At 35.1% G+C, this 25775-nt stretch carries 18 protein-coding genes and 1 tRNA gene; 12 read left to right on the top strand and 7 right to left on the bottom strand.

What is annotated here, in order from left to right; translation table 11 throughout:
* Nucleotides 1-84 precede the first annotated feature (84 nt).
* The gene (locus ACM55H_RS00990) at nucleotides 85-1011 is read left to right on the top strand and encodes a tyrosine-type recombinase/integrase (RefSeq protein ID WP_416834725.1); all 927 of its coding nucleotides are present in this window, start codon (nucleotides 85-87) and stop codon (nucleotides 1009-1011) included.
* A 137-nt stretch (nucleotides 1012-1148) separates the two neighbouring features.
* Nucleotides 1149-4022: a type I restriction endonuclease subunit R gene (locus ACM55H_RS00985; protein ID WP_416834724.1), complete on the top strand. Its 2874-nt coding sequence runs from the start codon at nucleotides 1149-1151 to the stop codon at nucleotides 4020-4022.
* Between the two features lie 458 nt (nucleotides 4023-4480).
* On the opposite strand, the gene ACM55H_RS00980 is transcribed toward ACM55H_RS00985, so the two are convergent.
* The 4 genes from ACM55H_RS00980 to rseP form a co-directional block, all read right to left on the bottom strand.
* Nucleotides 4481-5572, bottom strand: a complete 1092-nt coding sequence (locus ACM55H_RS00980) for an ImmA/IrrE family metallo-endopeptidase (RefSeq protein ID WP_416834723.1) — start codon at nucleotides 5570-5572, stop codon at nucleotides 4481-4483.
* Between the two features lie 11 nt (nucleotides 5573-5583).
* Nucleotides 5584-5916, bottom strand: a complete 333-nt coding sequence (locus ACM55H_RS00975) for a type II toxin-antitoxin system RelE/ParE family toxin (RefSeq protein WP_416834722.1) — start codon at nucleotides 5914-5916, stop codon at nucleotides 5584-5586.
* 213 nt (nucleotides 5917-6129) lie between these two features.
* Nucleotides 6130-6203, bottom strand: a tRNA-Asn gene (locus ACM55H_RS00970).
* Between the two features lie 138 nt (nucleotides 6204-6341).
* Nucleotides 6342-7685: an RIP metalloprotease RseP gene (gene rseP, locus ACM55H_RS00965; protein ID WP_416834721.1), complete on the bottom strand. Its 1344-nt coding sequence runs from the start codon at nucleotides 7683-7685 to the stop codon at nucleotides 6342-6344.
* 284 nt (nucleotides 7686-7969) lie between these two features.
* Between rseP and ACM55H_RS00960 the strand changes: the two genes are divergently transcribed.
* The 6 genes from ACM55H_RS00960 to ACM55H_RS00935 all read left to right on the top strand — a co-directional run bounded on the left by ACM55H_RS00960 (nucleotide 7970) and on the right by ACM55H_RS00935 (nucleotide 16832).
* Nucleotides 7970-9040, top strand: coding sequence for an NADH:flavin oxidoreductase/NADH oxidase (locus ACM55H_RS00960; RefSeq protein WP_416834720.1), 1071 nt, complete (start codon nucleotides 7970-7972; stop codon nucleotides 9038-9040).
* 169 nt (nucleotides 9041-9209) lie between these two features.
* Nucleotides 9210-10250, top strand: coding sequence for a Gfo/Idh/MocA family oxidoreductase (locus tag ACM55H_RS00955; protein WP_416834719.1), 1041 nt, complete (start codon nucleotides 9210-9212; stop codon nucleotides 10248-10250).
* A gap of 216 nt (nucleotides 10251-10466) precedes the next feature.
* Complete coding sequence (locus ACM55H_RS00950; RefSeq protein ID WP_416834718.1) at nucleotides 10467-11678, top strand: MFS transporter; 1212 nt, start codon at nucleotides 10467-10469, stop codon at nucleotides 11676-11678.
* A 404-nt stretch (nucleotides 11679-12082) separates the two neighbouring features.
* Entirely contained in the window at nucleotides 12083-14920 is a 2838-nt protein-coding gene (locus ACM55H_RS00945; protein WP_416834717.1) for a carboxypeptidase-like regulatory domain-containing protein, read from the top strand.
* Nucleotides 14921-14939: 19 nt separating this feature from the next.
* Nucleotides 14940-16292, top strand: a complete 1353-nt coding sequence (locus ACM55H_RS00940; protein ID WP_416834716.1) for a DUF5689 domain-containing protein — start codon at nucleotides 14940-14942, stop codon at nucleotides 16290-16292.
* A gap of 78 nt (nucleotides 16293-16370) precedes the next feature.
* Nucleotides 16371-16832, top strand: a complete 462-nt coding sequence (locus ACM55H_RS00935) for an FKBP-type peptidyl-prolyl cis-trans isomerase (RefSeq protein WP_416834715.1) — start codon at nucleotides 16371-16373, stop codon at nucleotides 16830-16832.
* 70 nt (nucleotides 16833-16902) lie between these two features.
* Here the strand turns inward: ACM55H_RS00935 and ACM55H_RS00930 are convergent, their stop codons facing one another.
* The gene (locus tag ACM55H_RS00930) at nucleotides 16903-19020 is read right to left on the bottom strand and encodes a glycoside hydrolase family 97 protein (RefSeq protein ID WP_416834714.1); all 2118 of its coding nucleotides are present in this window, start codon (nucleotides 19018-19020) and stop codon (nucleotides 16903-16905) included.
* A 315-nt stretch (nucleotides 19021-19335) separates the two neighbouring features.
* Nucleotides 19336-20982, bottom strand: coding sequence for a DUF6377 domain-containing protein (locus ACM55H_RS00925; protein ID WP_416834713.1), 1647 nt, complete (start codon nucleotides 20980-20982; stop codon nucleotides 19336-19338).
* A gap of 302 nt (nucleotides 20983-21284) precedes the next feature.
* Between ACM55H_RS00925 and hflX the strand changes: the two genes are divergently transcribed.
* The 4 genes from hflX (at nucleotide 21285) to ACM55H_RS00905 (ending at nucleotide 24674) form a co-directional block, all read left to right on the top strand.
* On the top strand, nucleotides 21285-22526 hold the full coding sequence (gene hflX / locus ACM55H_RS00920; RefSeq protein WP_416834712.1) for a GTPase HflX: 1242 nt from the start codon (nucleotides 21285-21287) through the stop codon (nucleotides 22524-22526).
* 395 nt (nucleotides 22527-22921) lie between these two features.
* Nucleotides 22922-23287: a hypothetical protein gene (locus ACM55H_RS00915; RefSeq protein WP_416834711.1), complete on the top strand. Its 366-nt coding sequence runs from the start codon at nucleotides 22922-22924 to the stop codon at nucleotides 23285-23287.
* Between the two features lie 192 nt (nucleotides 23288-23479).
* Nucleotides 23480-24034 (top strand): REP-associated tyrosine transposase, encoded by a 555-nt coding sequence (locus ACM55H_RS00910; RefSeq protein ID WP_416834710.1) that lies wholly within the window; start codon nucleotides 23480-23482, stop codon nucleotides 24032-24034.
* Nucleotides 24035-24236: 202 nt separating this feature from the next.
* Complete coding sequence (locus tag ACM55H_RS00905; protein ID WP_416834709.1) at nucleotides 24237-24674, top strand: VOC family protein; 438 nt, start codon at nucleotides 24237-24239, stop codon at nucleotides 24672-24674.
* A 230-nt stretch (nucleotides 24675-24904) separates the two neighbouring features.
* Here ACM55H_RS00905 and ACM55H_RS00900 read toward each other — a convergent pair whose 3' ends face one another.
* Nucleotides 24905-25756 (bottom strand): DUF3078 domain-containing protein, encoded by an 852-nt coding sequence (locus tag ACM55H_RS00900; protein ID WP_416834708.1) that lies wholly within the window; start codon nucleotides 25754-25756, stop codon nucleotides 24905-24907.
* Between the last annotated feature and the right edge of the window lie 19 nt (nucleotides 25757-25775).

Raw genomic sequence — 25775 nt, 5'->3', positions numbered from 1 at the left:
GATTTCAAATTCCCAAAAAAAAGATTAAGAATCCTCAAACCTTAATTTATTTTCTTTGAGATTAATAATCTTAAAAATTAAATTATGAACGAACAAAAGAAAATTTCAGAAGTCATTACCCTATGGAAAACAGACAAAAAGCAGTATGTCAAAAAATCGAGTTTTTCGGCTTATGTGCTTTTAACAGAAAATCATTTATTGCCTATTTTCGGGAATCAATACACTATTGAAGAAGCAGAAGTACAACAATTTGTGTTTCAAAAAATAGAACAGGGATTGAGTCACAAAACCATCAAGGACATTTTGATTGTACTGAAAATGGTGCTAAAATTTGGTGCTAAAAACAAATGGCTCGAATATCAAGCTTTCGATATACAATTCCCAACAGAACGAGAGAAACACGATATTGAAGTCTTGAGCAGAACCAACCAAAAAAAGGTAATGAACTATATTCAAGAGCATTTTACCTTCCGGAATTTAGGTATTTTCATTTGCCTGAGTGCAGGAATACGCATTGGCGAAGTTTGTGCCTTGACTTGGGAAAATATCGACACCGATAGAGGAATTATCAGCGTAAAAAGAACCATCCAACGAATTTATGTTATTGAAGAGAACATTCGCAAGACAGAAGTTATTTTGGACACGCCCAAAACCAAGAATTCCATTCGAGATATTCCGATGAGCAGGGATTTATTGAGAATGCTGAAACCCATCAAGAAAATTGTAAATAATTCTTTTTTTGTATTGACCAATGACGAAAAACCAACGGAACCAAGAACCTACAGAAGCTATTATAAAAACTTAATGCGGGAATTAGGGATGCCTGAACTCAAGTTTCACGGTCTTCGCCACAGTTTTGCCACAAGATGTATTGAAAGTAAATGCGATTATAAAACCGTCAGCGTTTTACTGGGACATTCTAATATCAGTACGACTTTAAACCTGTATGTGCATCCTAATTTAGAACAAAAGAAAAAAGCAATTGACCAAATGTTTAGGGCGTTGAGGTAATTATGAATTATAAGTTATGAATTATGAGTTGTAAGTAAAGTTTTAGATAGTTTTTTTCTAAATTTGAAGTGATTATTTAGTTATGAATTATCAAAAATTCATAATTTATAATTCATAACTTATAACTCATATTTATTTTGTCCAAACAATCCGAACAAGTTTTAGAAGAGCAACTCATTGAACAATTACAAAAATTAGGGTATCAATATAAGGCTATTTCCGATGAAAAATCGTTATTAGCCAACCTGAAAACGCAATTGGAAAAACACAACCGCATTCAATTCAGCGATTCCGAATTTGAAAAAGTGCTCAATATTCTCAATAAAGGTTCAGTGTTTGAAAAAGCCAAAGTTTTACGTCAGAAACAGCATATTGTAAGGGATAATGGCGACAATCTTTATTTTGAGTTTATCCAAAGTGAGCATTGGTGTCAAAATCAATTTCAGGTTACACAACAAGTATCGATGAAAGGTACTTATGAAAATCGTTATGATGTTACCTTGCTCATCAATGGTTTGCCATTGGTACAAATAGAACTCAAACGCCGAGGTTTGGAAATGAAAGAAGCTTTTAACCAAATCAATCGCTATCAAAAACATAGTTTTGGTGCCGGACAAGGTTTGTTCCATTTTATACAACTATTCATTATCAGCAACGGTGTGAATACAAAATACTTTAGCAATTTTGGTTTACACAAGCAGGAATACTTACAAACTTTTCATTGGACAGATGAAAATAACAAACCCCTCAATAATATCTTAAACGAATTTGCCGATACGTTTTTAGAACCTTGCCACATCAGCAAGATGATATGCAAGTATATAGTGCTGAACGAAACCGAAAAGAAATTAATGGTATTGCGTCCGTACCAATATTTTGCAGTAGAAAATATCATCAAAAAGGTAACTGAAAATACCATTTTGAATGGGTATGACATTGAAAAGAACGGTTACATCTGGCATACCACAGGTTCAGGAAAAACATTAACCAGTTTTAAAGCCAGTCAGATTTTATCCACGATTCCTGCCATTCAAAAAGTAGTTTTTGTGGTGGATAGAAAAGATTTGGACTATCAAACCAATCAGGAGTACGATAAATTCAGCAAAGGTTGTGTGAGTTCAGCGGAAAATACCGATGACCTTATTCGTAAATTCAATGACCCGAATGTAAAAGTTATTGTAACCACGATTCAGAAACTCAACAATGCCATTTCAGGTAAAAATCTTTCCAAAATGAAAAACATTCAGCACCAACGAATGGTTTTTATTTTTGATGAATGCCACCGTTCACAGTTTGGCGAGACGCATAAAAACATAGTGAGTTATTTTACCAATATCCAACTTTTTGGATTTACTGGTACGCCAATTCTAGCAGAAAATGCTAATGGCGAGAAAACCACCACAAGTTTATTTGGCAAATGTTTGCACAAATATGTAATTACCGATGCTATTAGAGATGAAAATGTACTGCGTTTTTCGGTAGAATATATCAAAACTTTCAAGCAGAAAGAAAACATCATAGATTTAAAAGTTGAACAAATCAACGAAGCCGAAGTATTTGAAGCACCCGAACGCAAAAATGCAATTGTTGATTATATCCTGCAACATCACGACCAAAAGACACAAAACAAAAACTTCAGTGCAATGATGTGTGTGCAAGACATTGATGCTGTAATTCAATATTACGAAATTTTTAAAGCCAAAAAACAGCGAGGCGAACACGATTTAAAAATAATTACCATTTTTAGTTTTGCTCAAAACGAAGAGGAGATGGAATACGATATAGAAGATTCGCAATTGGATATCGCTGCCGAACCTCAAACTCAATATGGCAGTAAACCCAAGCCACATCGCCGTGAAATATTAGACAATTATATAGTCGAATTTAATACCACATTTGGCACAGCGCATAGTACTAAAGACAGCCAGAGTTTTTATAATTATTACAATGATGTAGCCAAAAAAGCAAAACAAAAAGAAGCTGATATATTGCTAGTCGCCAATATGTTTTTGACTGGTTTTGACAGTAAATTTGTAAACACTTTGTATGTCGATAAAAACCTGCAATACCACGGATTGATTCAGGCATTCAGTCGTACCAACCGTACCTACGACAAAAACAAAACACAAGGAAATATTGTGTGTTTTCGTAATTTAAAGGATAAAACGGATGAAGCGATAACACTCTTCAGTAACAAAGAAGCCATCGATGAAATTATTGTAGAGCCTTATGAGCAATATGTGGCGAAATTCAATGCGGCTACACAAAAAATGCTGGAATTAGCACCACAAGTACGTGCTGTAGATGATTTATATACCGAGGAAGACAAAATGCAATTTATTCTAGCCTTTAGAAATATGATGCGATTGTATAAAAAAATGGGGCATTACACTGAATTCACTTGGGATGATTTGGATATTGATGAACAACTTTTTGCTGATTATAGTGGTAAATATCAAGATTTAAAACAGCAAATATCCATTCAAACCGATAAGGAAAAAACATCCATCCTAAACGACATCGATTTTGAATTGGAATTGATACAAAGAGATACTATCAATGTAACTTACATCATTCAATTATTGATAAAATTAAGGTCAAGAAACAACGCGGCAGACAAGGAAAATATTGAAAAAGAAGTCTCTAATTTATTAAACAGCCAAGTTACATTAAGAAGCAAGCGTGACTTGATAGAGAAATTTATTCAGGAAAATTTACATATAATTGACGATACAGATACCATTCCAGATGAGTTTGAAAAATTTTGGAACGAAGAACAAATAAAAGCATTCAAAGCCTTGGTCAACGAAGAAAACCTTTCGGAAGCAAAAACAGAAAAGCTATTGGAGAATTACCTTTTTGCCGAGAGAGAACCATTGCGAGATGAAATCCTAGAATTGATAGAAGGCGAGAAACCATCTATTTTGCATCGCAAAAAAACTGGAGACAGAATTTTGAGTAAGATTATAAGCTTTGTGGATACTTTTGTTAATGGAATAACAGGAAATTAAAATCATAGTATAAAAGCTCTCTTTACAAAAAGCTCGAAAATACGTGACGTTAAAATCAAGGTTTAATTGATTTACAAAACATTAAAAGGGAAAATCTGTTTTCTTCTATTTCTATTTAGGGATAATCTACAATAGAATGGAGGTTGATTCTTCTTGTTTGTTCTGTTTTTTGCTTGAACAAATAGAATTTTAAAATTGTTTGTTGTAATAACTTTGAGTTTAAACGTTCAATTAGTCACGATAAAGTGTTGCTTTTTAGGTAAATAGATGTTTCTTTTTTTGCAGAATAACCTGTCAAATGACAAAATCTCCATTTTTCAATAAAATATCGTGAAGTTTTGATTTCACTACTGCTTGAAAATATAAAAGACCTTAGCATTGCTGGAATTTTTTTTTAAAGCATTAGTTCTATCAGTTTTCTTTGTTACAGAAATCTATGAAATACATTTTACTTTGTATTAAGAACAAAAATCAATAGGATTAAACAAGTTATTACCTAGACCAAAAGGGATTAATTTTAAATATTGCAATCTTCCTATAATAATTGCAGGATGCGTTTTGAATTTTTTAGCATATTCAACAACATCATTTTCTGTTAAAATAGGGTTGTTGGTTATTTCATTTTCTTGTTCTTTATTTAATAGCAAATCTGCCGAAAATGCATCAGCTTGATTTTCATAAATTTGGTTTTCTCCATCATATTCAATATTTTCAATTGAAATATATTTTTTACCGTGAAGCAAAATATGCCCAATTTCGTGAAAAAAGGTAAACCAAAAGATATCATTTCTTCTGTAACGACCACTTAATTGTACTAAAGGAACATCATTTAACCATCTTGTAGAACCGTGAATTGGTGCTTTTGGTAAACAAGGTGTGTGAACCACTTTTACTCCTGCAGAATTGCATAACTCTTGTATCTGAATAAAAAAATCAGTTGGTTGCGATGCCATAATTTCTTTTAATTTCGGTAAAATTTCAGTTAATTTCTTTCTGTCAAATTCTGGAATAGTAAAAGCATCCGCTTGAATTTCTCCTTGTCTTAACCAAGCTGCAATAGCTCCAGCGTTTTCATTTTCTTTTAATGAAATTCTAAAATTGACTAATAATTTTTGATTATGATAAAAATCGTAATATCCTTTAGTATTAGAAACTTCAAAATATTCAAATAAATTAATAACCTTTTCTTCTTTTTTTATGGTTGGTTCAACCCAACCCAATGAAGCCATTTTAGCATAAGGAAAAGTTTTTGACCATTCTATACCTTCTTCTATTGTTTTTTGATATTCAACTCTTGCTAAATATTCATCATAAGTTCTTTGTCTGTTAATCCAAAAATGAGAAGGAATTTTCAATACTTGTTCAAATAAAATTCCCATTTCAGGCGTAATGCTACTTTTTCCATTCAAAACATCTGAAATTGTTTTCTCAGGTTTTCCAGTTCTTACTGCAAATTCTTTTGCTCCCATTTCTTTTTCAGCTAAAATTTCTGATAGAGTTGTTCCGGGATGTGAAACTGTTTGAGGGTAATATTGGGTAATTGTTGCCATTTGTTTTTTTGTTAGTGATAATCTTCAATTTCAATTATTTCAACTCCTTTTATCTCTATCCAGAGATATTGACCGTCCTCATTGGTAGGGATGGGGTCTTCGTGAGGCTCAAAAATTAATCTATAAGGATGGACTAAATTACAAGCCCATTGTCCTTTTCTGTTCCCAACTAATTCATGGTAATTGCCAGGTAAATTTCTAACATCTTCTAAAGTTTGTGCTGCAGTTAAATCATCAAGCCGCTGTTTGAAGAGTCCAGCTTCTCGTTTTCCAAGTTTATTTTCTGCTAATCGGTCGTTATTAGCATACTTTCTTAATTTGTTATCATCAAACGTAATATTCATGCAAATATATATTTTTTTGTTAACAGAAAGTGTTAATAAAAATTATTTTTTTGTTAATACTTATTTTGTGAATAATTCTAAAAGTAAATTACAAATCTTTTTTATAGGATTAATCTGAAAACAAATATATGTAAAAATTGTAGAGGAGAAAGTTGAGGTATTTAGTAAAAACAAAAAAGCCTTTACATTTCTGTAAAGGCTTTCTGCAATTAGCTCCCTCTCTTGGGCTCGAACCAAGGACCCTCTGATTAACAGTCAGATGCTCTAACCAACTGAGCTAAGAAGGAAACTGTATATTTTTATTCTGGTAAAGAATGAACGTTTTTGTTGGCTTGTTAGTGAAGTGTGTTTCACTTGTAAAGCGGTGCAAAGATAGGGCTTAATTTGATTTCTGCAAGCAAAAATAAAACTTTTTTTAATTTTTTTTACTTCCCAAGAATTGACTTGTAAATGTCGTTTCCATTAGCAAATAGTAACAGTGTTATAAGTAATACGAAACCAACCATTTGTGCATTCTCTAGGAATTTATCACTTGGTTTTTTACCACTAACAATTTCATATAATAAAAACATTACATGGCCACCATCAAGTGCCGGAATAGGCAATAAGTTCATTACACCAAGCATAATTGATAACAAAGCGGTAATCGTCCAGAAAACTTCCCAGCTCCAAGTATTAGGAAAAATATCAAATATGGCTTTAAAACCACCTACTTGTTTGTAAGCACCGGTACTTGGACTGAAAATCATTTTCAGTTGTTTTCCGTACCCTACTAATTGGTCTTTTCCTTTTGTTAATCCTACAGGGATAGATTCCAAGAAACCAAACTCTTGTTTACTTACTTTGTAGTATCCTAACTTTTCTAGAGATTCCATTCCTAAACCTCCAATTTGCACTCCTAGTTTTCCATCTTTAGAAACGGTAACAGGAACTTGAACTTCTTTTTGGTCTCTTAAAATGGTAGCAGTGATCGTTTTGTTTGTGTTATTTTCCAGAACTGTCTTGGCTTCATCAAAGTATTTTGTTTTTTGACCATTAAGAGCAATAACGATATCTTTTGGTTGTAAAGCAGTATTTTTAGAATCTGCAGCAACAGCCCCAATAACAAACGGCATTCTGATAGATACTAATGGTCCTTTTTCAAATTTTGATAATTGATCCACAAAATCATTTGGCATTGTGATAGACTGCTCAGTTCCATTTCTTTCAATAAGGACTTGTTTCCCCATTACCACTTTGGCATTGATTCCATTATCAAAACGTTCAACTTTTTCGCCATCAATAGAAATGATTCTGTCACCCGTTTTGAAACCTGCATTTTGCATGGCTTTATTTTCAATCAAAAGACCGTCTTTCAAATCGGAGTTAGCAATATAGGTATCGCCATAAGCAAATGCCATTCCGATGTAAATAATGAATGCCAAAATGAAATTCACAGTAACACCACCAAGCATAATAATCAAACGTTGCCAAGCCGGTTTAGAACGAAATTCCCAGGGTTGAGGTGGCAAAGCCATTTGCTCTTTGTCCATGCTTTCGTCAATCATTCCGGAAATTTTCACATAACCGCCCAAAGGCAACCAACCGATACCGTATTCAGTTTCGCCAATTTTCTTTTTTAGAAGGGAATATTTAACATCAAAAAATAAGTAAAATTTTTCGACTCTGGTTTTAAACAATTTTGCAGGAATAAAATGTCCTAATTCGTGAAGTATAATAAGTAATGATAAGCTCAATAAAAATTGAGAAAGCTTGATAACTATGTCCATTTTTTAATTTTAGTTCTTTTACAACTTACAAAAGTAAGGTTTTCTATTTGTTTAATTTACAATAATTGTTCCATACCGTTTTAAATGTTTGTTAATTAATTAAATTTCAATTTTTACTTTCAGTTATGTCCCTTAACTTTACTTTTTCAGGATAATTTAAACCATATAAGAAACAAGGAGTATATGCTTTTTTCAAAAGTATGCTGTTTATTATTTCCAAACTAATCCTGTCAGACTACTTTTTTAGAAAATCATTTTTTACCTTTAAATTAAACTTTATACAAATGGCAGCACAGTTATTTTCACCACTTCAAATAAAAAACACCACCCTTAAAAACAGAATTGTTATTTCACCCATGTGCCAGTATTCGGCAACAGATGGTTTTGCCAGTGATTGGCATTTGGTGCATTTGGGTAGTCGTGCCAGTGGCGGAGCAGGATTAATTATTCAGGAAGCGACTGCGGTTTCTCCTGAAGGTAGAATTTCTCCTGGTGATTTGGGACTTTGGAAAGACGAACAAATCGATAAGATGCAAGTAATTAATCGTTTTATTGTGAGTCAGAATTCAGTTCCCGGAATCCAATTGGCGCATGCCGGAAGGAAAGCAAGTGCAGCCGCACCTTGGGAAGGAGGCAGAAAATTAGATGAAACCCAAGGCGGTTGGAATACGGTAGCGCCAAGTGCTGTTGCCTATCATGATAATGAAAAAGTGCCAATCGCGTTAGACAAATCAGGAATTCAAAAAGTAATCTCCGATTTCAAAGCGACTACAAAAAGAGCGGTTCAAGCAGGTTTTCAAGTACTGGAAATTCATGCAGCCCATGGATATTTGTTGCATCAGTTTCTTTCGCCTTTGTCTAATTTTCGAACGGACGAATACGGAGGAAGTTTCGAAAACCGAATCCGTTTTACTTTAGATATTATGGAAGCAGTACAATCAGAATGGCCGCAAAACTTGCCTTTGTTTGTTAGAATTTCTGCTACAGATTGGGCGGAAGGCGGTTGGAACATCGAAGAATCAGTTCGGCTTTCGAAAATACTAAAAGAAAAAGGCGTGGATTTAATTGATGTTTCTTCGGGTGGATTGGTGTCATACCAACAAATTCCGGTGGGACCCAATTATCAGGTTCCTTTTGCAGAAAGAATAAAAAAAGAAACTGCAATAATGACAGGTGCCGTAGGATTAATCACAGCATCCGGTCAAGCGGAAGAAATAATTGCAACCGGAAAAGCGGATTTGGTTTTGTTCGCAAGAGAATCCCTTAGAAACCCCAATTTAGGATTGACATTCGCTCAGGAACTTCAGGCTGATGTGCAATGGCCGAAACAATACGAAAGGGCAAAAATTAAATAAAATGTAAACACGAATTATTTTTTACCAAAATTTCAAGCAATCATTTTGCCTATTTCTTCAATGAACTTACATTCCTTATATGTTCTAAAATTTAACCGCATAAGGAATGTAAGTTCGGCTAAGTTTTAAATTAAAAGTTATAAATTTGTGTTCGACTAAACACACACACATGCAAAAAATAAGAACTGCTTTACTTTCCTACGGAATGTCAGGAAAAGTGTTCCACGCCCCGTTTATATCATTTCATGAAGGATTTGAACTGATTGGTTCATGGGAAAGAAGTAAAAAACTGATACGTGAAGATTACCCTTTGGTTAAAAGTTATGCCACAATGGAGGCTTTACTCGAAGACGATGTCGATTTAGTGATCGTTAATACGCCGGTGGATACGCATTATGAATATGCCAAAAAAGTATTGCTTGCGGGGAAACACGCCATTGTCGAAAAAGCATTTACCACAACCGTTGCCCAAGCACAGGAATTAGCTGCTTTGGCAAAAGAAAGAGGAGTAAAGCTAGCCGTTTTCCAAAACAGAAGATGGGACAGCGATTTCAAAACCGTACAAAAAATTATTTCAGATAAAATGCTGGGTGATATTGTGGAAGCTGAATTTCATTTTGATCGTTACAATCCGCTTCTGAGTCCAAAATCACACAAAGAAACTGCTAATTCCGGAGCAGGAATTCTAAAGGATTTAGGACCGCATTTGATTGATCAGGCCTTGTGTTTATTTGGTTTGCCTGAATCTGTTTTTGCTGATATCAGAATCACGCGAGAACATTCTTTGGTAGACGATTATATAGATATTTTGTTGTATTATCCTGATTTCCGTGTTCGCTTAAAAGCGGGATTTTTTGTCAGAGAGGCCGTTCCGGCGTTTGTTGTTCATGGTAAAAAGGGTTCTTTCCTGAAACCGCGTGGCGATGTACAGGAAGATGATTTGAAACTGGGAAAAAAACCGAATCTCGACACTTGGGGGAAAGAGCAAAAAGACAAAGAAGGTTTGCTTCATACGGAGTTCCATACTGATATATTAATGGAAAAGGTACCAACACTTCAAGGCAATTACTATGATTTTTTTGATGGAGTTTACAATTCTATTTTAAATGATGTTCAAGAGCCGGTAACGGCCCAGGATGGAGTTCATGTCATGCAAATTATTGAAGCGGCAATACAAAGTAGCGCCCAAAAGAAAGCAATTAATTTGTAGGCTTCATTCAATGAATGTAAAAATTAACCGCAAATTTGTCAATTTAAAACATGCAGATGAATGGGCAAATTTGCGGTTATCACTTTTTAAGTTGTAATAAATACCCTCTTTTTTTATAAACAATAACGATATATTTTTGACGAGATGTGTTGTTTAGACGTAATGAACGATTGCTTTTTGTACTTTTGACGGTATAAAACTCTAAAATCAAATCCTTTGATAGATTTAAACTTTTTAGGCAGGTTCAGGACCAAAGCAAAATTCAAAAAAACATATAAAGACATCAAGATTTCTTATTTGAACAGAATTCGTTGGGCAGTGTCTATGTTTTATTTTGGAATGGGTTTGTGTTTTGCCACTTGGGCAAGTAGAATCCCGGATATTAAAACCGCATTGCATTTAAGTTCAGGAGAATTAGGGTCAATATTATTTGCAGTTCCATTAGGACAATTGGTAGTTATGCCTTTTTCCGGAAAATTAGTCACCCGTTTCGGGAGTCATCGTATCCTTATATTATCGCTATTATTTTACGTTTTTAGTTTAACAAATCTTGGACTGGCTGCTCAGGCTTGGCAATTATCACTTGGATTATTTGTATTTGGGATATTTGGAAATTTGGCAAACATAGCCGTAAATACTCAGGGGGTTTATACCGAAGAACTTTTCAAGAAAACCATTATGTCTTCTTTTCATGGGATGTGGAGTTTTGCAGGATTTACTGGCGCATTAGTTGGTTTAGGAATGTTAGCACTAGAACTAACGCCGTATGAACATTTTTTGATAGTAGCTGGAATTGTACTTTTGATGATTGCTTTTAATTATAAATTCCTGATAAAAGCCAAAGAAATAATCAAAACCGAAAAGAAAAAATTATTTACAAAACCGGACAGTGCCTTAATTTGGCTAGGTATAATTGGTTTTTGCTGCATGGCCAGCGAAGGAGTCATGTTTGACTGGAGCGGTGTTTATTTCAAAGATGTTATCAAAGCGCCCGGACCATTAGTGATTTTAGGCTATACTTCTTTTATGATTATGATGGCTGGAGGACGTTTTTTTGGTGACGGTCTGATTCATAAATTTGGAAGAAAACCAGTAATGCAAATCAGCGGAATTATTATTTCACTGGGATTATTTACGTCAGTATTTTTTCCATACCTAATTCCGTCAACTATTGCATTTATGTTTGTGGGACTTGGGGTTTCCACCATTGTTCCTACCTTATACAGCATTGCAGGAAAAAACCCAACGGTTCCTCCTGGCGAAGCTTTAACAATCGTTTCCAGTGTAAGTTTCCTGGGGTTTTTAATGGGCCCTCCAGTTATAGGATACATTGCTGAATTATCCAGCTTGCGATTCTCATTCGCTTTTATAGGTGTTTTCGGGTTTTTGATTGCGTTCATGGTTTCCAGAATCAAGGCAATTCAATAGGCGTTTTTTTAGGAGCACAACTCCCCTTTTTTCATAAAAGCGTTCACACCCGCTGTACACAGTATCTTTTTTCTCGTAAAAAAACGAGAAAAAAGGATACTTGCTCCCGTCGGGGCTACTAATCCCGTTTTTAATTTCTTAGGACTTTTGCAAGGAGATAGGTTAGTAAAACAGTTTTTTTAAATATAAGATTTATTTTATTAAAAAAAATATATTTATAGTTTTTTTCTTATATTTACAATTAGAAATTCTAAACACCACGCCTTTCAGCAGAATTTCATTCGGCATCAAATTCTAATTTCCAAAAACATTTTCCCATTATTTTATTCTTTATCTCTTTTTGGGATAAAGAATCTTTATTCATTGGCGTATTCTCATTCGCTTACAAAAGACATAATGTGCTTATGAAAAAAATTACCCTAATTCTCTTCTTTTTTGTTGCAATATCTTTTGCTTTTGCACAACAAGAAACAAGTATTTCCGGAAAAGTTATCGATTCCAAAACCCAGCAACCATTAGCATCTGTTGTAGTTACCATCCAAAATACAAATTTAATGCAGCTGACAACAGTTGACGGAAAGTTTAGATTTGATACAGTTTCAGCAGGCAGCCAATTAGTTTTATTTCACAGTCAGGGGTATAAAGACGTCTTATTTTCAGTTGAAATCATAGCGGGACAAATACTCGATTTAGACACCATACTTTTAGAAGAAGACCAAACTTCTGAACAACAAACCGGTTTAATCGCACTTTCCGAAAGTGATTTAAGCGATGACAACAGCGGCTCCGAAAGCACTTCGGGGCTTTTGCAATCCTCAAAAGATGCTTTTCAGCAAGCGGCGGCCTTCAATTGGGGACAAGCCCGTTTTAGGATTCGGGGGTTGGATAGCGAACAATCCACGACGATGATTAATGGCGTTTCCATGAATAAATTATACGATGGCAGACCACAATGGGGCGATTGGGGCGGACTGAACGATGCGCTCCGGAATCAGGAATTTTCCATAGGAACCGCTCCATCTGATTATACTTTTGGCGGAATATTAGGCACTCAGGAAATCAATACTCGAGCTTCCATTTACAGACCCGGAACCCGAATTTCATTTTCCGGAACCAATACTAATTATAGTTGGCGCATGATGGGAACCTATGCTTCCGGAATGAATGCGCGAGGCTGGGCATTTGTAGTTTCGGCAGGAAAGCGATGGGCACAAGAAGGTTATTTTGAAGGAACAAATTACGATGCTAATTCAGCGTTTATAAGTGTGGAGAAAAAACTGAACGAGAATCATTCCTTAAACGTTACGGCTTTTTATACTCCAAATTCAAGAGGAAAAAATTCACCAAATACCACCGAAGTTTCCCAATTGACAAACGGAAAATACAATTCCTATTGGGGTTTTCAAGGTGGGAATAAGAGAAATTCGAGAATGAAAACCATCGAAGAACCGATTGTGATGCTAAATCATTATTTTAAAATAAACGACCATACTAATCTGAATTCCAGTTTAATGTATCAGTTTGGAAAAATCGGGAACAGCAACATCGATTATCAAAATGCCAATAGCCCAGATCCTACTTATTATAGAAAACTGCCAAGTTACTACAGTTCGCATTACGATTCAGATAACGGGGAATTTTCAGGTGAATTTACACCAGATTTAGAGAATGCGGAAAAAAGCAAAGTACTGTTTTCAGCCAATCAGCAAATAGATTGGAACGCGATGTACCAAGCCAATCAAAACCCAATTTTAAATACAAATGGAACAATTTTAGGTTATGAACCAAGCAAAAGCAAGTATGTTTTGTATGAAGACCGCACCGATGATAAAACAATCGTGGCAACTTCTACATTTAATACACAACTCACGGAAAATGTTATTTTGAATGCTGGGGGTTCTTTCAAAAACTTGAAATCGCACAATTATCAGAAGCTTTTGGATTTATTGGGAGGTGCTTATTTTGAAGATATTGATGGGTTTTATAACGGAAATCAATCGCAATCTGACTTGAATAATCCAAACCGTCAAGTGGTTGTTGGTGATGAATACGGATACAATTATAATTATGTTGCCAATACGCTCGATGCCTTTACACAATTCAAATTTTCGTATAATAAAGTGGATTTTTATCTGGCTCAAAGTTTCTCTAACACTAATTATCAAAGGGAAGGTTTGTACAAAAACGGGATTTATGAAACCAATTCCTTTGGAAAAAGTGAGAAAGCAACATTCGAAAATTTTGGTTTCAAAGGCGGGCTAACGTATAAAATATCCGGAAGACAATTGTTGATTTTTAACGGATCACATTTGACAAAAGCCCCAACAATCAGGAATACTTTCCCCAATTCTCGATTAAATAATAGGATTGTTGATGATTTAGAAAGTGAAAACATAAGCAGTCTGGATGCGAGTTATAGCTATCGTTCTCCAAAATTTAAAGCCCGACTTACCGCTTTTTATACATTGATAAAAAATGCGACACAAACTTCATTCTTTTACGCCGAAGGAATTTTTGACGATGGAGCGGGATATAACAACACCAGCGCATTTGTGAGTCAGACGCTAACGCATTTGAACAAGAAAAATTTAGGTGCCGAATTAAGTCTTGAATATCAGATAAACCCAACCTTGAAAACCACTTTTTCGGCAGCTTTTGGAGAATATACATTTGATAGTAATCCAAATGTAATGGTGACAAATGATGCCGAAGCTTCAATAGAAAATACAAATCCTGTTTTTGATTTTGGAACCGCAGCATTGAAAAATTATAAACAACCGGGTTCGCCACAACAAGCGTATTCGTTGGGAATTGAATATCGGGATCCTAAGTTTTGGTGGATTGGGGTAAATATAAATTATTTGGAAAACAGTTATATTGATGTTTCTCCCATTGCCAGAACAGATCACTTTTTTATCAATCCTGCCAGTGGATTTCCCTTTCCGGAAGCCACCGAAGAAAGAGCCAAGGAATTATTGCAACAGGAAAAATTTTCTCCAGCAACATTGTTAAATATTGTTGGGGGTAAATCATGGCGAGTTTTCGGTAAATACCTGGGTCTTTTTGCCAGTATCAATAATGTGCTCGATGTTACTTACAAAACAGGAGGTTATGAACAGGCCAGAAATGCCAATTTCAGGCAACGCAATCAGGATGTTTCCAGTGGAACGCCTTCTTTTGGCAACAAATATTTTTACGGGTATGGAAGGACTTATTTCGTAAATCTTTCCATCAATTTATAAATTTGAAAACAGAAACATCATGAAAACAACTTTCAATAATCTATTTTTTTCTATAGTAATAGCAATTGCTTTTACCAGTTGCGTAAACGATGAAGTAGCTATTCCAAAACTAATGTGTACCCAACCGGATTTAACCGTAAACCGAACCGTTGCCGAAGTTCGGGAAAATGCCAATGCAATTGTAAGCCAATACAAGTATGACGACATCATAGAAGCGTACATTGTTTCCAGTGATGAATCGGGGAATTTTTTCAAGTCGATTTCCTTTCAAACTTTGGCAACAGCCACAACACCGGCTATAGGATTTAGTGTTCCTGTGGATGCGACAAACTTGTATATTGATTACAGATTAGGCAATAAAGTATATTTAAAATTAAAAGACCAATACACTGATATTTTGTTTGGCGGCATGCGTATAGGAAGCATTTTTGTCAATTCTTACAATGAAGGTGGAGTAGGGCGACTTTCCCAAAATGACTATAAAAAGGTGTTGAATGCTTCTTGTACAACTGTAAAAGAGGAACTTCTTGTAAAGACAATTTCAATGGAAGAGGTATTGAATGATTCTAATTTGAATACTTTGGTTGAATTATCCGATGTTCAGTTTACGGCTGATGCTATTGGTCGCCATTATTTTGAGGAAACCAATAATGTGGGTGGTGCAACCAATTGGGGTTTGATGGATAAATTAGGAAATCAAGTGTATTTTAGAACGAGTAGTTTTGCTGATTTTTCGAGTAATTTGGTTCCGAACGGTAGCGGAAAAGTAAGAGGGGTTTTAACAAAATATGGAACGGATTACCAATTGTTACCGCGCTCAGCGAAAGATGTTGTGATGACTGGAACTAGAGCAGCTCCTTTTTTCTCCCAAGATTTTGAAACGGTGATTGATAAATCAAATTTGAGCCTTCCGGGTTGGGCAAATATTGTTCAAAAAGGAGCGCTTTCCTGGAAAGGGACAGTATACTCCGGAAATGGTTATGCTGAATTTAATATTTCAGGCGCAAAGGTGGTTTCGAATGTGGCTTGGTTGATTTCTCCAAAAATAGATATGGACAAGCATACTAATGAAGTATTAACTTTTAGGGCTGCCCAGCATCATTTAGATGTTGATTCCCAATTGAATTCTTTGGAAGTTTATGTTTCCACTAATTTTGACGGATTGAATGTGGCTTCCGCAACTTGGATTCCAGTTTTGGCGAAATTACCAAAACAAGCCACGCCTTGGTATCAATTTGTGGGAAGTGGAGCAATAGATTTATCTTCTTATAAAGGCAAAATAAATATTGCTTTTAAATATACAGGTTCCGGTAGGAATCTGGCTTTGGATGGCGCTTTTCAAGTGGATGATGTGCAGGTATTTGGAAATTAATATTGGCCACATAGCAATGAAAAACACAATTTATGTAGCGTGTATTTTATATATTTGCAATCTTAAAAATTAAAATTTATGAAATCTATTTTATTAGCATTAGTTTCTATACTATTTGTTTCTTGCTTATCAGATGCTGGAACATCTAAACCTGTTGATTATACAGTTCAAAATGAAAAAGAAATTGTTGATTATGTCGCCAAAAATCATTTAACTGCTACAAGAACCGATTCAGGATTGTATTATGTGGTTAATGAAGCCGGTACTGGAACTCAACCTACCGCAACGTCTAATTTAACAGTGGCTTACAAAGGTTATTTTACAAACGGAAATGTATTTGATGAAAGTAAAGCGGAAGGAATTTCATTCGGATTGAATCAAGTGATAAAAGGTTGGACTGAAGGAATTCCTTACTTTAAAGCAGGAGGAAGTGGTGTCCTTTTAATTCCGGCTCACTTAGGCTATGGAAGTAATGATAGTGGTCCTATTCCTGGGGGTTCTGTGCTTGTTTTTGAAGTTAAATTAATTTCAGTGAATTAGGCTTTTGTTTTTCTTTCCTAATAAAACCAAAATAAAAAGGCTGTCTTTTCGGACAGCCTTTTGTACTTAATTATTTTTTGATTTCAACGATGCTTATCGCATAACCTCCGCCTGGAGCACTGAACTGTGCCAGTTTTGATTTGTTGGTCACATTTATTTTACGAATCGTATAAGCTTGTGGATTTGTTTTATAATGCGCATTCTTGGCATCTGCATAAATCGTGGCTACATACGTTTTTCCTTTTTCCAAGAAATCAAATTTGATAGTTGAGGTACGAGGAGTTTCTCCGTTTACATTACCAATGAACCAATTGTTGGTTGCTTTTGCTTTACGCGCAACAGTAACATATTGACCTGGTTCTGCTTCTAGGTATTTACTGTCTGTCCAATCTACCGCTACATCTTTAATGAACTGAAAGGCATCAGCAAAGCGGTCATAATTTTCAGGTAAATCGGCTGCCATTTGCAACGGACTGTACATCGTTACATATAAAGCCAGCTGATTTGCAATTGTACTGTTCACATGTGATTTATTATCAGGATTGATTTTGCTTAAATCCATTTCAAAAATACCCGGAGTATAATCCATAGGTCCGCCTACTAAACGTGTAAAAGGCAATACCGTTACGTGGTTTGGTTTAGAACCTCCAAAAGCTTGATATTCGGTTCCTCTTGCGGCTTCGTTACCAATTAAATTTGGATACGTTCTACAAATACCCGTTGGACGAATAGCCTCGTGAGCATTGACCATAATTTTATACTCGGCTGCTTTTTCGACAGCATATTGATAATGATTGACAATCCACTGGCTGTAATGATTTTCGCCTCTTGGCAAAATATCACCTACATAACCGCTTTTCACGGCATCATACCCATTGTCTTTCATAAACTGATAGGCTTTGTCCATATGACGCTCGTAGTTACGAACGGATCCAGAAGTTTCATGGTGCATAATCATCTTAATGCCTTTTGATTTTGCATATTCATGTAAGCCTTTAACATCAAAATCCGGATAAGGAGTTAAAAAATCAAAAACATAATCTTTTGAATGTCCAAACCAGTCTTCCCAACCTTCATTCCAACCTTCGACCAATACAGCATCAAAACCGTTTTTGGCTGCAAAATCAATATATTTCTTCACATTGGTATTATTCGCACCGTGTTTGCCATTTGGTTTTGCTTTTGCAAAATCAGTAACGCCAAGTTGTACCGTTGGGAATTCATCGGTGTACGCCCATGAACTTTTTCCAGTAATCATTTCCCACCAAACACCTACATATTTAACTGGTTTTATCCATGAAGTATCTTCGATTTTACAAGGATCATTCAAGTTTAATGTCATTTTTGAAGCTAGAATTTCTCTTGCGTCATCACTAACGATTATTGTACGCCAAGGTGAATGGCTAGGTGCTTGCATATATCCTTTATCTCCTTTTGCATCTGGTGTCAACCAAGATTCGAATACCATGTTTTTATCATCCAGATTCAAATGCATGCAAGAATAATTGATTAAGGCCGCCTCATGTAAATTGATATACAATCCGTCGCCTGTTTTTAGCATAAGCGAAGTCTGGACTCCTGTTGTAGAAAAAGACCTTTGAGAAACATTTGCAGTAGTTGCTTTTTCTGATAAGCCTCTAATTTCTGATAATTTTGAGGTAGTATAATCATATTCTTGGGTGTCATAATCACCAGGAATCCAAAAAGCGGTATGGTCGCCTGTCATTGCAAATTGGGTTCTTTCTTCCTTGATTACAAAATAAGTAAGGTTTTTTTGCGAAGGAAACTCATAACGGAATCCTAGACCATCGTCAAACAAACGGAAACGAATAACAATTTGTCTATCGGTTTCTTTTTGGTTTAATGTTACTGCCAATTCGTTATAATGATTGCGAATTGAAGCAACTTCTCCCCAAACTGGTTTCCAGTTTTCATCAAAAGTGGATGTTTTTGTATCAATAACAGTAAAATCATTTAACAATGACTTTTTATCATTTTTTAGCTCAAGACCCAATTTACTTGGTTTTATAACTGCTTTACTTTTGTAATTTAAACTGTAACTTGGAGTTCCGTCATTTTGTAAGGAGAACTCCATTACAAATTTTCCATTTGGTGATTTTAACTGCTGTGCATTTACAGTGTTAAAAAAAGCGAGCCAAAGTAAGGCTGTAAAAAGAAAATGTTTCATTTTTTAAAATAGATTTAATAATTAATTTTTTTCAGGTTTGGTAATAGATGGCAATCAACATGAATTTCACGAAATCGATTTATTGAAAAATCTAAAGTTTTCCGGATTTCGAGAAAGTAAAAGTAAACGCTTTAAGCGCTACATATTTTTATCATTCTAAAAAAGTAGATTAAATTTTAATTTTAAACATCTAATATACTGTTTAAAAGTTTGTTATGTAAATTTATTGCTAAAAAAAAGTAGTGTATTTATAATAAAAAAAAGGTCTTCAGGATTGTTCTAACCCTGAAGACCTCCTTGAAAAATAGAATTTTTCTATTTTAAATTAGTTCCTATTCGCATTACTTTTGCTTCAAATTCCTCTCGTGGACCCGCTGCTTTGTTTTTGAGTTGCGAACGGTAATTGTAAATCGTGGATACCGAATACCGAAGGAATGTTGAAATTTTTGCGCTGTCCTTTATGCCTAAACGGATGAGTGCAAAGATTCTTAATTCGGTATTCAGCAGTTCGCCTTCCTTCAATTGTGTTGCTTCGTCATCAACTAGCAACGCTTTAAACTCTTCGATAAAATTAGGAAATAGCTGCAAGAACGTTTTGTCAAAATTGGTGTAAAATTCCTTAAGCTCATTTTCGACAAACTGTTTCGATTTTACGGCACTTATCAGGTCATTCATTTTCCCTGTAGTGACCATTACATTCAATTTTCGGCGGTATTCGTCTAACTTGCCAATGTAGTCTGAACACTGGTCCATGTAACGCCCAATGTATATTTCCTTCAAAAGATTGGCTTCGGTCAGCGTATAATTGGTCTCATTCAATTTCTCATTGAAAGTATTTAATTCGGTATTCAGTTCTGAAAGCTTGGTGTTGGCCAAACTTAAATCCTGTTTTGCTTTGGACAATTTTTTCATTTGCTTAAAAAGTAAAAAAAGCACCGCCAACAGGAACACCGATAATATACTGGCACTTATCAAAAACAGAATTAATTGGAGTCGGTTGGTTTCATTTTGTTTTTGATATGCCTCGTTGATGATGGGCAGCATCTTAGATATTTCATACGTTCGTAAACGGGCATTGCAAAAAAGGGCGTCTTCGAGGGAACGTTTTATATATTTATAAGCGCGGTCTATATCTCCGTTTTCATACATTAGAAAAGCCAAAGAACGCAACGAAATATATTCTTTCTTGGCCAACTGCAAATCAGAAATAGCAGAAATTGTCAGCCATTTTTTCTCCTGTACATGGTCTTTTTTTACGCGATACGCCTGCGAAATAATATAGGCAATAACAGCTTTGTCAGGACTATTAGGAGCAATATTCGGAAAATAGTTTAGTAATAAATGAAGTGTCTCGTTATATTTTCCCTTGTCAAGAAGCGTACTGGACTTCGCCATAATATAAGCGCTTGATTGCGTTGGATAAAAATTTAAGGAGGAATCACGGTACTTCTTAGTCAGTAAAACATACTTCTCTTTTTCCTGAAGCGAAGCCGCATAATCTGACATATATCCATAAACTACGCTGTTCACGGTAAAATAATAGCCTTTTAGGTCGGGAGTTGTATTGATGTTGATGGTATTAAGTATGTCGGTCGCTTCCTTATACATTCCTAATGTTCCCATGATGGAAGCCAGATTTAATCGGGCATCATTCCGTTTTCGGGTATCATTTAATTTTTCGGCTATTTGAAAACTCTTTCGGGCGTAAATCAATGCTGAGTCCGACTGATATAATTTATACTCCCCATACAATTTTCCGTAAATGGCATATTTTTGAATATCAGTCGAAGTGTATTGCAGCAGTCCTTTGAGTTTGTTTATTTCATTCTCTTTTTTATTCGAATACAATTGGTAATCAGCTACTGTTTTATCCAATTCATCTAACAGCGAATCAAAATTATTTTGCCCAAAAAGAAGAACGGGAAATAGTGATGCAATAAGTAATGTCAAAAATCGATTCATTCAAATGGGATTAATTTCATGTAAAAATAATTAAAAATCCAAATTAACTCCTAAAGTATGCCGGGCAAACGCAGGAGAGTTGTTTTTTAGCCACGAATTACACGAATTACACGAATTACACGAATTACACGAATTTTTCCTATTTTTTTAAAATTAAAGACTAATTCGAGGCAAAACTTTTCTTTAGTCTAATTTCCGGCTCGACCAAAAAACTATCATTATTCACACCTTCTTATTTTTTTATAAACCCATAATTACATAAGTCCCTGACAAATCATTAAATTTGTAGCTTATTCAAAGACATGTTAGAAAAAGAAGTAATAAATTTCGAAAAAACGGCTATAGTTGGTATTGTAACTCAAAATCAAAGTGAAGAGAAACTAAACGAATATCTTGACGAATTAGAATTTTTGACTTTTACCGCTGGGGGCCAAGTGGTAAAACGTTTTTCGCAAAAAATGGAACGCCCAAATCCCAAGACTTTTGTAGGAACAGGAAAAATAGAGGAAATCAATCTTTTTGTAAAAGAAAATGACATTTCGACTTTGGTATTTGATGATGAATTATCGCCTTCCCAACAAAAAAATATATCTAAAATCATCGATTGTAAAATTCTGGATAGAACGCACCTTATCCTTGATATTTTTGCACAACGTGCCGAAACTTCGTATGCGAGAACGCAAGTAGAATTAGCGCAATGCCAATATTTATTACCAAGGCTTTCCGGAATGTGGACACACTTAGAACGTCAAAAAGGGGGAATTGGAATGCGTGGACCTGGGGAAACGGAGATTGAAACGGACAGACGTATTGTTCGTGACCGAATCGCATTATTGAAAGAGAAAATAAAAACCATTGACAAGCAAATGGGCGTGCAACGCGGCAATCGCGGCGCTATGGTTCGTGTGGCTTTGGTAGGATATACTAATGTTGGGAAATCAACTTTGATGAATGCTGTTGGAAAAAGCGATGTTTTTGTAGAAAATAAACTTTTTGCCACCTTGGACACCACCGTTCGAAAAGTAGTGATCAAAAACTTGCCTTTCTTGCTTTCGGATACCGTAGGGTTTATTCGAAAATTGCCGACGCAATTGGTAGATTCTTTCAAAAGTACGTTGGATGAGGTTCGTGAAGCCGATTTGCTATTGCATGTGGTTGATATTTCGCATCCTGAATTTGAAGATCATATCGCATCGGTAAATCAAACGTTATTGGATATCAAAGCGAATGACAAACCGATAATTATGGTTTTCAATAAAATTGATGCTTACAAACCGCTGACTATTGATGAAGATGATTTAATGACTGAAAAAACACCAAGACATTTCACTTTGGAAGAATGGAAATCAACTTGGATGAGCCGAGTAGGCGAGCAAAATGCCTTATTTATTTCGGCAACAAACAAAGAAAATTTCGAGGAATTCAGAGAACGCGTTTATGAAGCCGTAAGACAAATTCACATCACCCGTTTTCCGTACAATAAGTTTTTATACCCGGATTATAAAGACGCTGTGGAGAAAGAAGAAAAAGAAGAAATCGATTAATTTCCAAGCTATAAAACAAACCAATCCCTTTTGATCGTTTCAAGAGGGATTTTTTTTGGGCATGCCCAAGCTTCCTCTGCGTTACAGCTGCGTCAGGCTCCCGAGGCTTCGGGACGCTACAATCTTTTATTTCGCTACGCTGCATAAAAGGATTTCCGCTGCCATCCTTCATGCGGGGCTGCGGTAGTAATTGCCATTGCACTTTTACAGACGTTTTATAAGAAAAAAATAATATATTTGAGAATAAATAAAGTCTGACGTTTGTCAGACATATCTACCCAATTTAGGGGTGATTTATATGATTTTGTCATACATATATACAAGTTGGCGGTAATTACAATACTTACGAATAACAGACAATGAGATTATGAATTTAAAATTATACATCAAAATAAATGACAGAAAATTTAAGGCCAAGAAGAAAATGGCCGTTTAGACTATCTTTAACATTAAATGTAATTTTTCTCTTATGTTGGAGCTTGAATTATTTAAATAGTCCTACATACAAACTAGGCGTATTAACCCAAGACGTAAAAGCTGGGTTTTTTATCGGTGACAGCGTTTTTATTAATATTCCAAAAGGAACTACTGTAAGAGATATTTCTCAACAAGGTCTATCGGCAATTGGTCAATTTGAAAATAATAGATTTGAAATTGTTGTGACAAGTGAGCGTGATATTGTCAACTACAATTTGCCTAAAGACAGCATTGCAACATTTGGAAACTTTTATTCAGCAGACAATAAATTGGAAAAGGAATGATGTATAAGCAACTACGCCCAACTGGCGCTCGTTTGTCCACATTCTCTGGTGCTCGTCTGCGACGAGTACCTACTTAAATTAAGAAACAAATTATAGCGTTTGCAACGCGAATCGTTAAAACAGGAGTGTCTTTAAACAAAACAAATATGCTACTGTTTTAGAGTTCCTTAAAATCAATATATTTGAAAAAAAATGTCTGAGAAATACAAAGTCATTGATAGTACAGTGCCTACTTTTATTACTATAACAATTGTAGATTGGGTAGATTTATTTGTACGACCTAATTATTGTACTATTTTAGACGAATCCTTAAATTATTGTATCAAAGAAAAAGGATTGAGTGTGCATGCTTATGTATATATGACTAGTCATATTCATTTAATTGTAACAGCATTTGATGGTGAGTTACAAAATGTTATTCGGGATTTTAAAAAATTCACTTCAAAAAAACTGATAGAAGCGATTAAAGAACATCCTGAGAGCAGGCGAGAATGGCTGTTACGTAAATTTAGTTTTGAAGCTCAAAAATCAGGAAGGGCTAAAAATTATAAAGTATGGCAAGATGGTTTTCATCCTGTTATATTGGATACTTTAGAAAAAATAGAACAGCGTGTAAACTACATACATTATAATCCGGTTGAAGCCGAAATCGTTTTTCATGAAAGAGATTATGTAAATAGTAGCTATAGGAATTATGAAGAAGACAATACTATTTTTTGTAATGTAAATGTCGAACCTTTATGGTAATCTGTTTATAATAGCCGCGTTGCAAACGCTTTATTTAGTTGACACAAGGAAGTAGGTACTCGTTGCAAACGAGCACCAGTGGAGGGGAGTTATAGCGTTTGCAACGCGAATCGTTAAAACAGAGCTACTCATTGTATTGCGACATCCTGCACTCAGCCATTTGGAATAAGAAATAAAAACAACAACTTAAAAAATTATAATTATGGCACTTATCAATCCTTACATTAACTTCAACGGAAATGCCGAAGAAGCATTCAATTTTTACAAATCAGTATTTGGTGGAGAGTTCGCAAAAATTATGCGTTTCAAAGACTTATCAAGTTCTGAATATCCAGTAGCAGAAAATGAGGCAAATAAAATAATGCACATTGCTTTACCCATTGGCCAAAATATTTTAATGGCCAATGACGTTCCGGAAAGTATGGGTCGAGTAAATGAAAATGAAAACAGATCTAAAATATCTATTAGCGCAGAAAGTCGTGAAGAAGCCGACACGTTATTTAGCGGACTTTCAGCAGGCGGAAATATTGAAATGCCTATTGGCGACAGTCCTTGGGGTTCCTATTTTGGGATGTTTAGAGACAAATTCGGTATTGAATGGATGGTGGATTTTGACCCAAAATATAACGGAAAAGTATAGGCAGAAAACAACGAATGCCAAACGGCGATTTGGCAAAAGGTGGGTTGATGTGCTTCGTATGAACCTCGCACTAGTGTTTGACTGCGACGAGTGCTTACTTAAATTGAAAGACAAATTGTAGCGTTTGCAACGCGGATCGCTAAAACAGGGCTATTTCAGGACGTGAAACAGAATAAAAAAAGGACCTTTAGAAATTTCTAAAGGTCCTTTTTTATGAAAAATGCGTTTTTTTAGAAACCGTAATTAACCCCTAAACCAAATACTTCTCTTACTTGAACGGCTTGAATCGAATTGTCATCGTAAATTGCCTGTACAGCCACATTTGCTGACAAGTATTTGTTTATTCTCATGATTACATTCATTTGGTAATCGACATCAATGTTTTGAGGTTTGTCTAAATAATTGGAATATAAATTCAATCTGTTTTCTATACCAACATTTGTCATGATATTGAATTTGTAATATCCCGAAATACTGGCTCCAAATTCAAATCGCGAAGAATCACCTTGTAATACTCCAAAAGAACGACCAAATTCAGTAAAATGAGGATGAACGATAATTAGTTTTGCTGTTGCAGGGGAAAAATTGACACTTAAATGATTGTTTTTTTTCCACCACATTCCAGGTCCAACTTGAAAATAAGCCGGAGAAAAGAAATGAGAAATTTTGATGTTGTTTTTATCAAAACCAGAGTCCATTTGGGTTTTGAAATTAAAAAACATGGAATAGTACCATTCTCCTTGGGCATTCTTGCCCCAAAGTGAATTCAGTTCTAAACGATCATCGGTTTTGGCTATTTTTTCAGCTCCTTTTATTTTACTCAAACCATAAGCCAGAATGAATTTATTATCCCAAACTACGTCTCCATTTTTATAGTTGAAATCATAATTCAAACCAAAATTCCCCGCAACGTTCGAAGTTCCGCCTCCCAGCCATTGTTTGTTATAAGCTGATTGATTAAGAAGCAAAGAGATATTTCCTTTTTTGGTCCAAAGTTTTGTGGTGTCTTTTGAAGCTTCTTCTTGCGCATTAACTGAAATTATGGCAAAAAGAAACACTAAAGAAAATACTATTTTTTTCATGTCTTTATGTTTTAAATTC

Origin of the sequence: Flavobacterium cryoconiti (assembly GCF_048158645.1) — a bacterium.
GTDB classification, from domain to species: Bacteria; Bacteroidota; Bacteroidia; order Flavobacteriales; family Flavobacteriaceae; genus Flavobacterium; species Flavobacterium cryoconiti.
The sequence above is the reverse complement of the archived record's forward strand: the minus strand, read 5'-3'. Positions and strand labels throughout refer to the sequence as shown.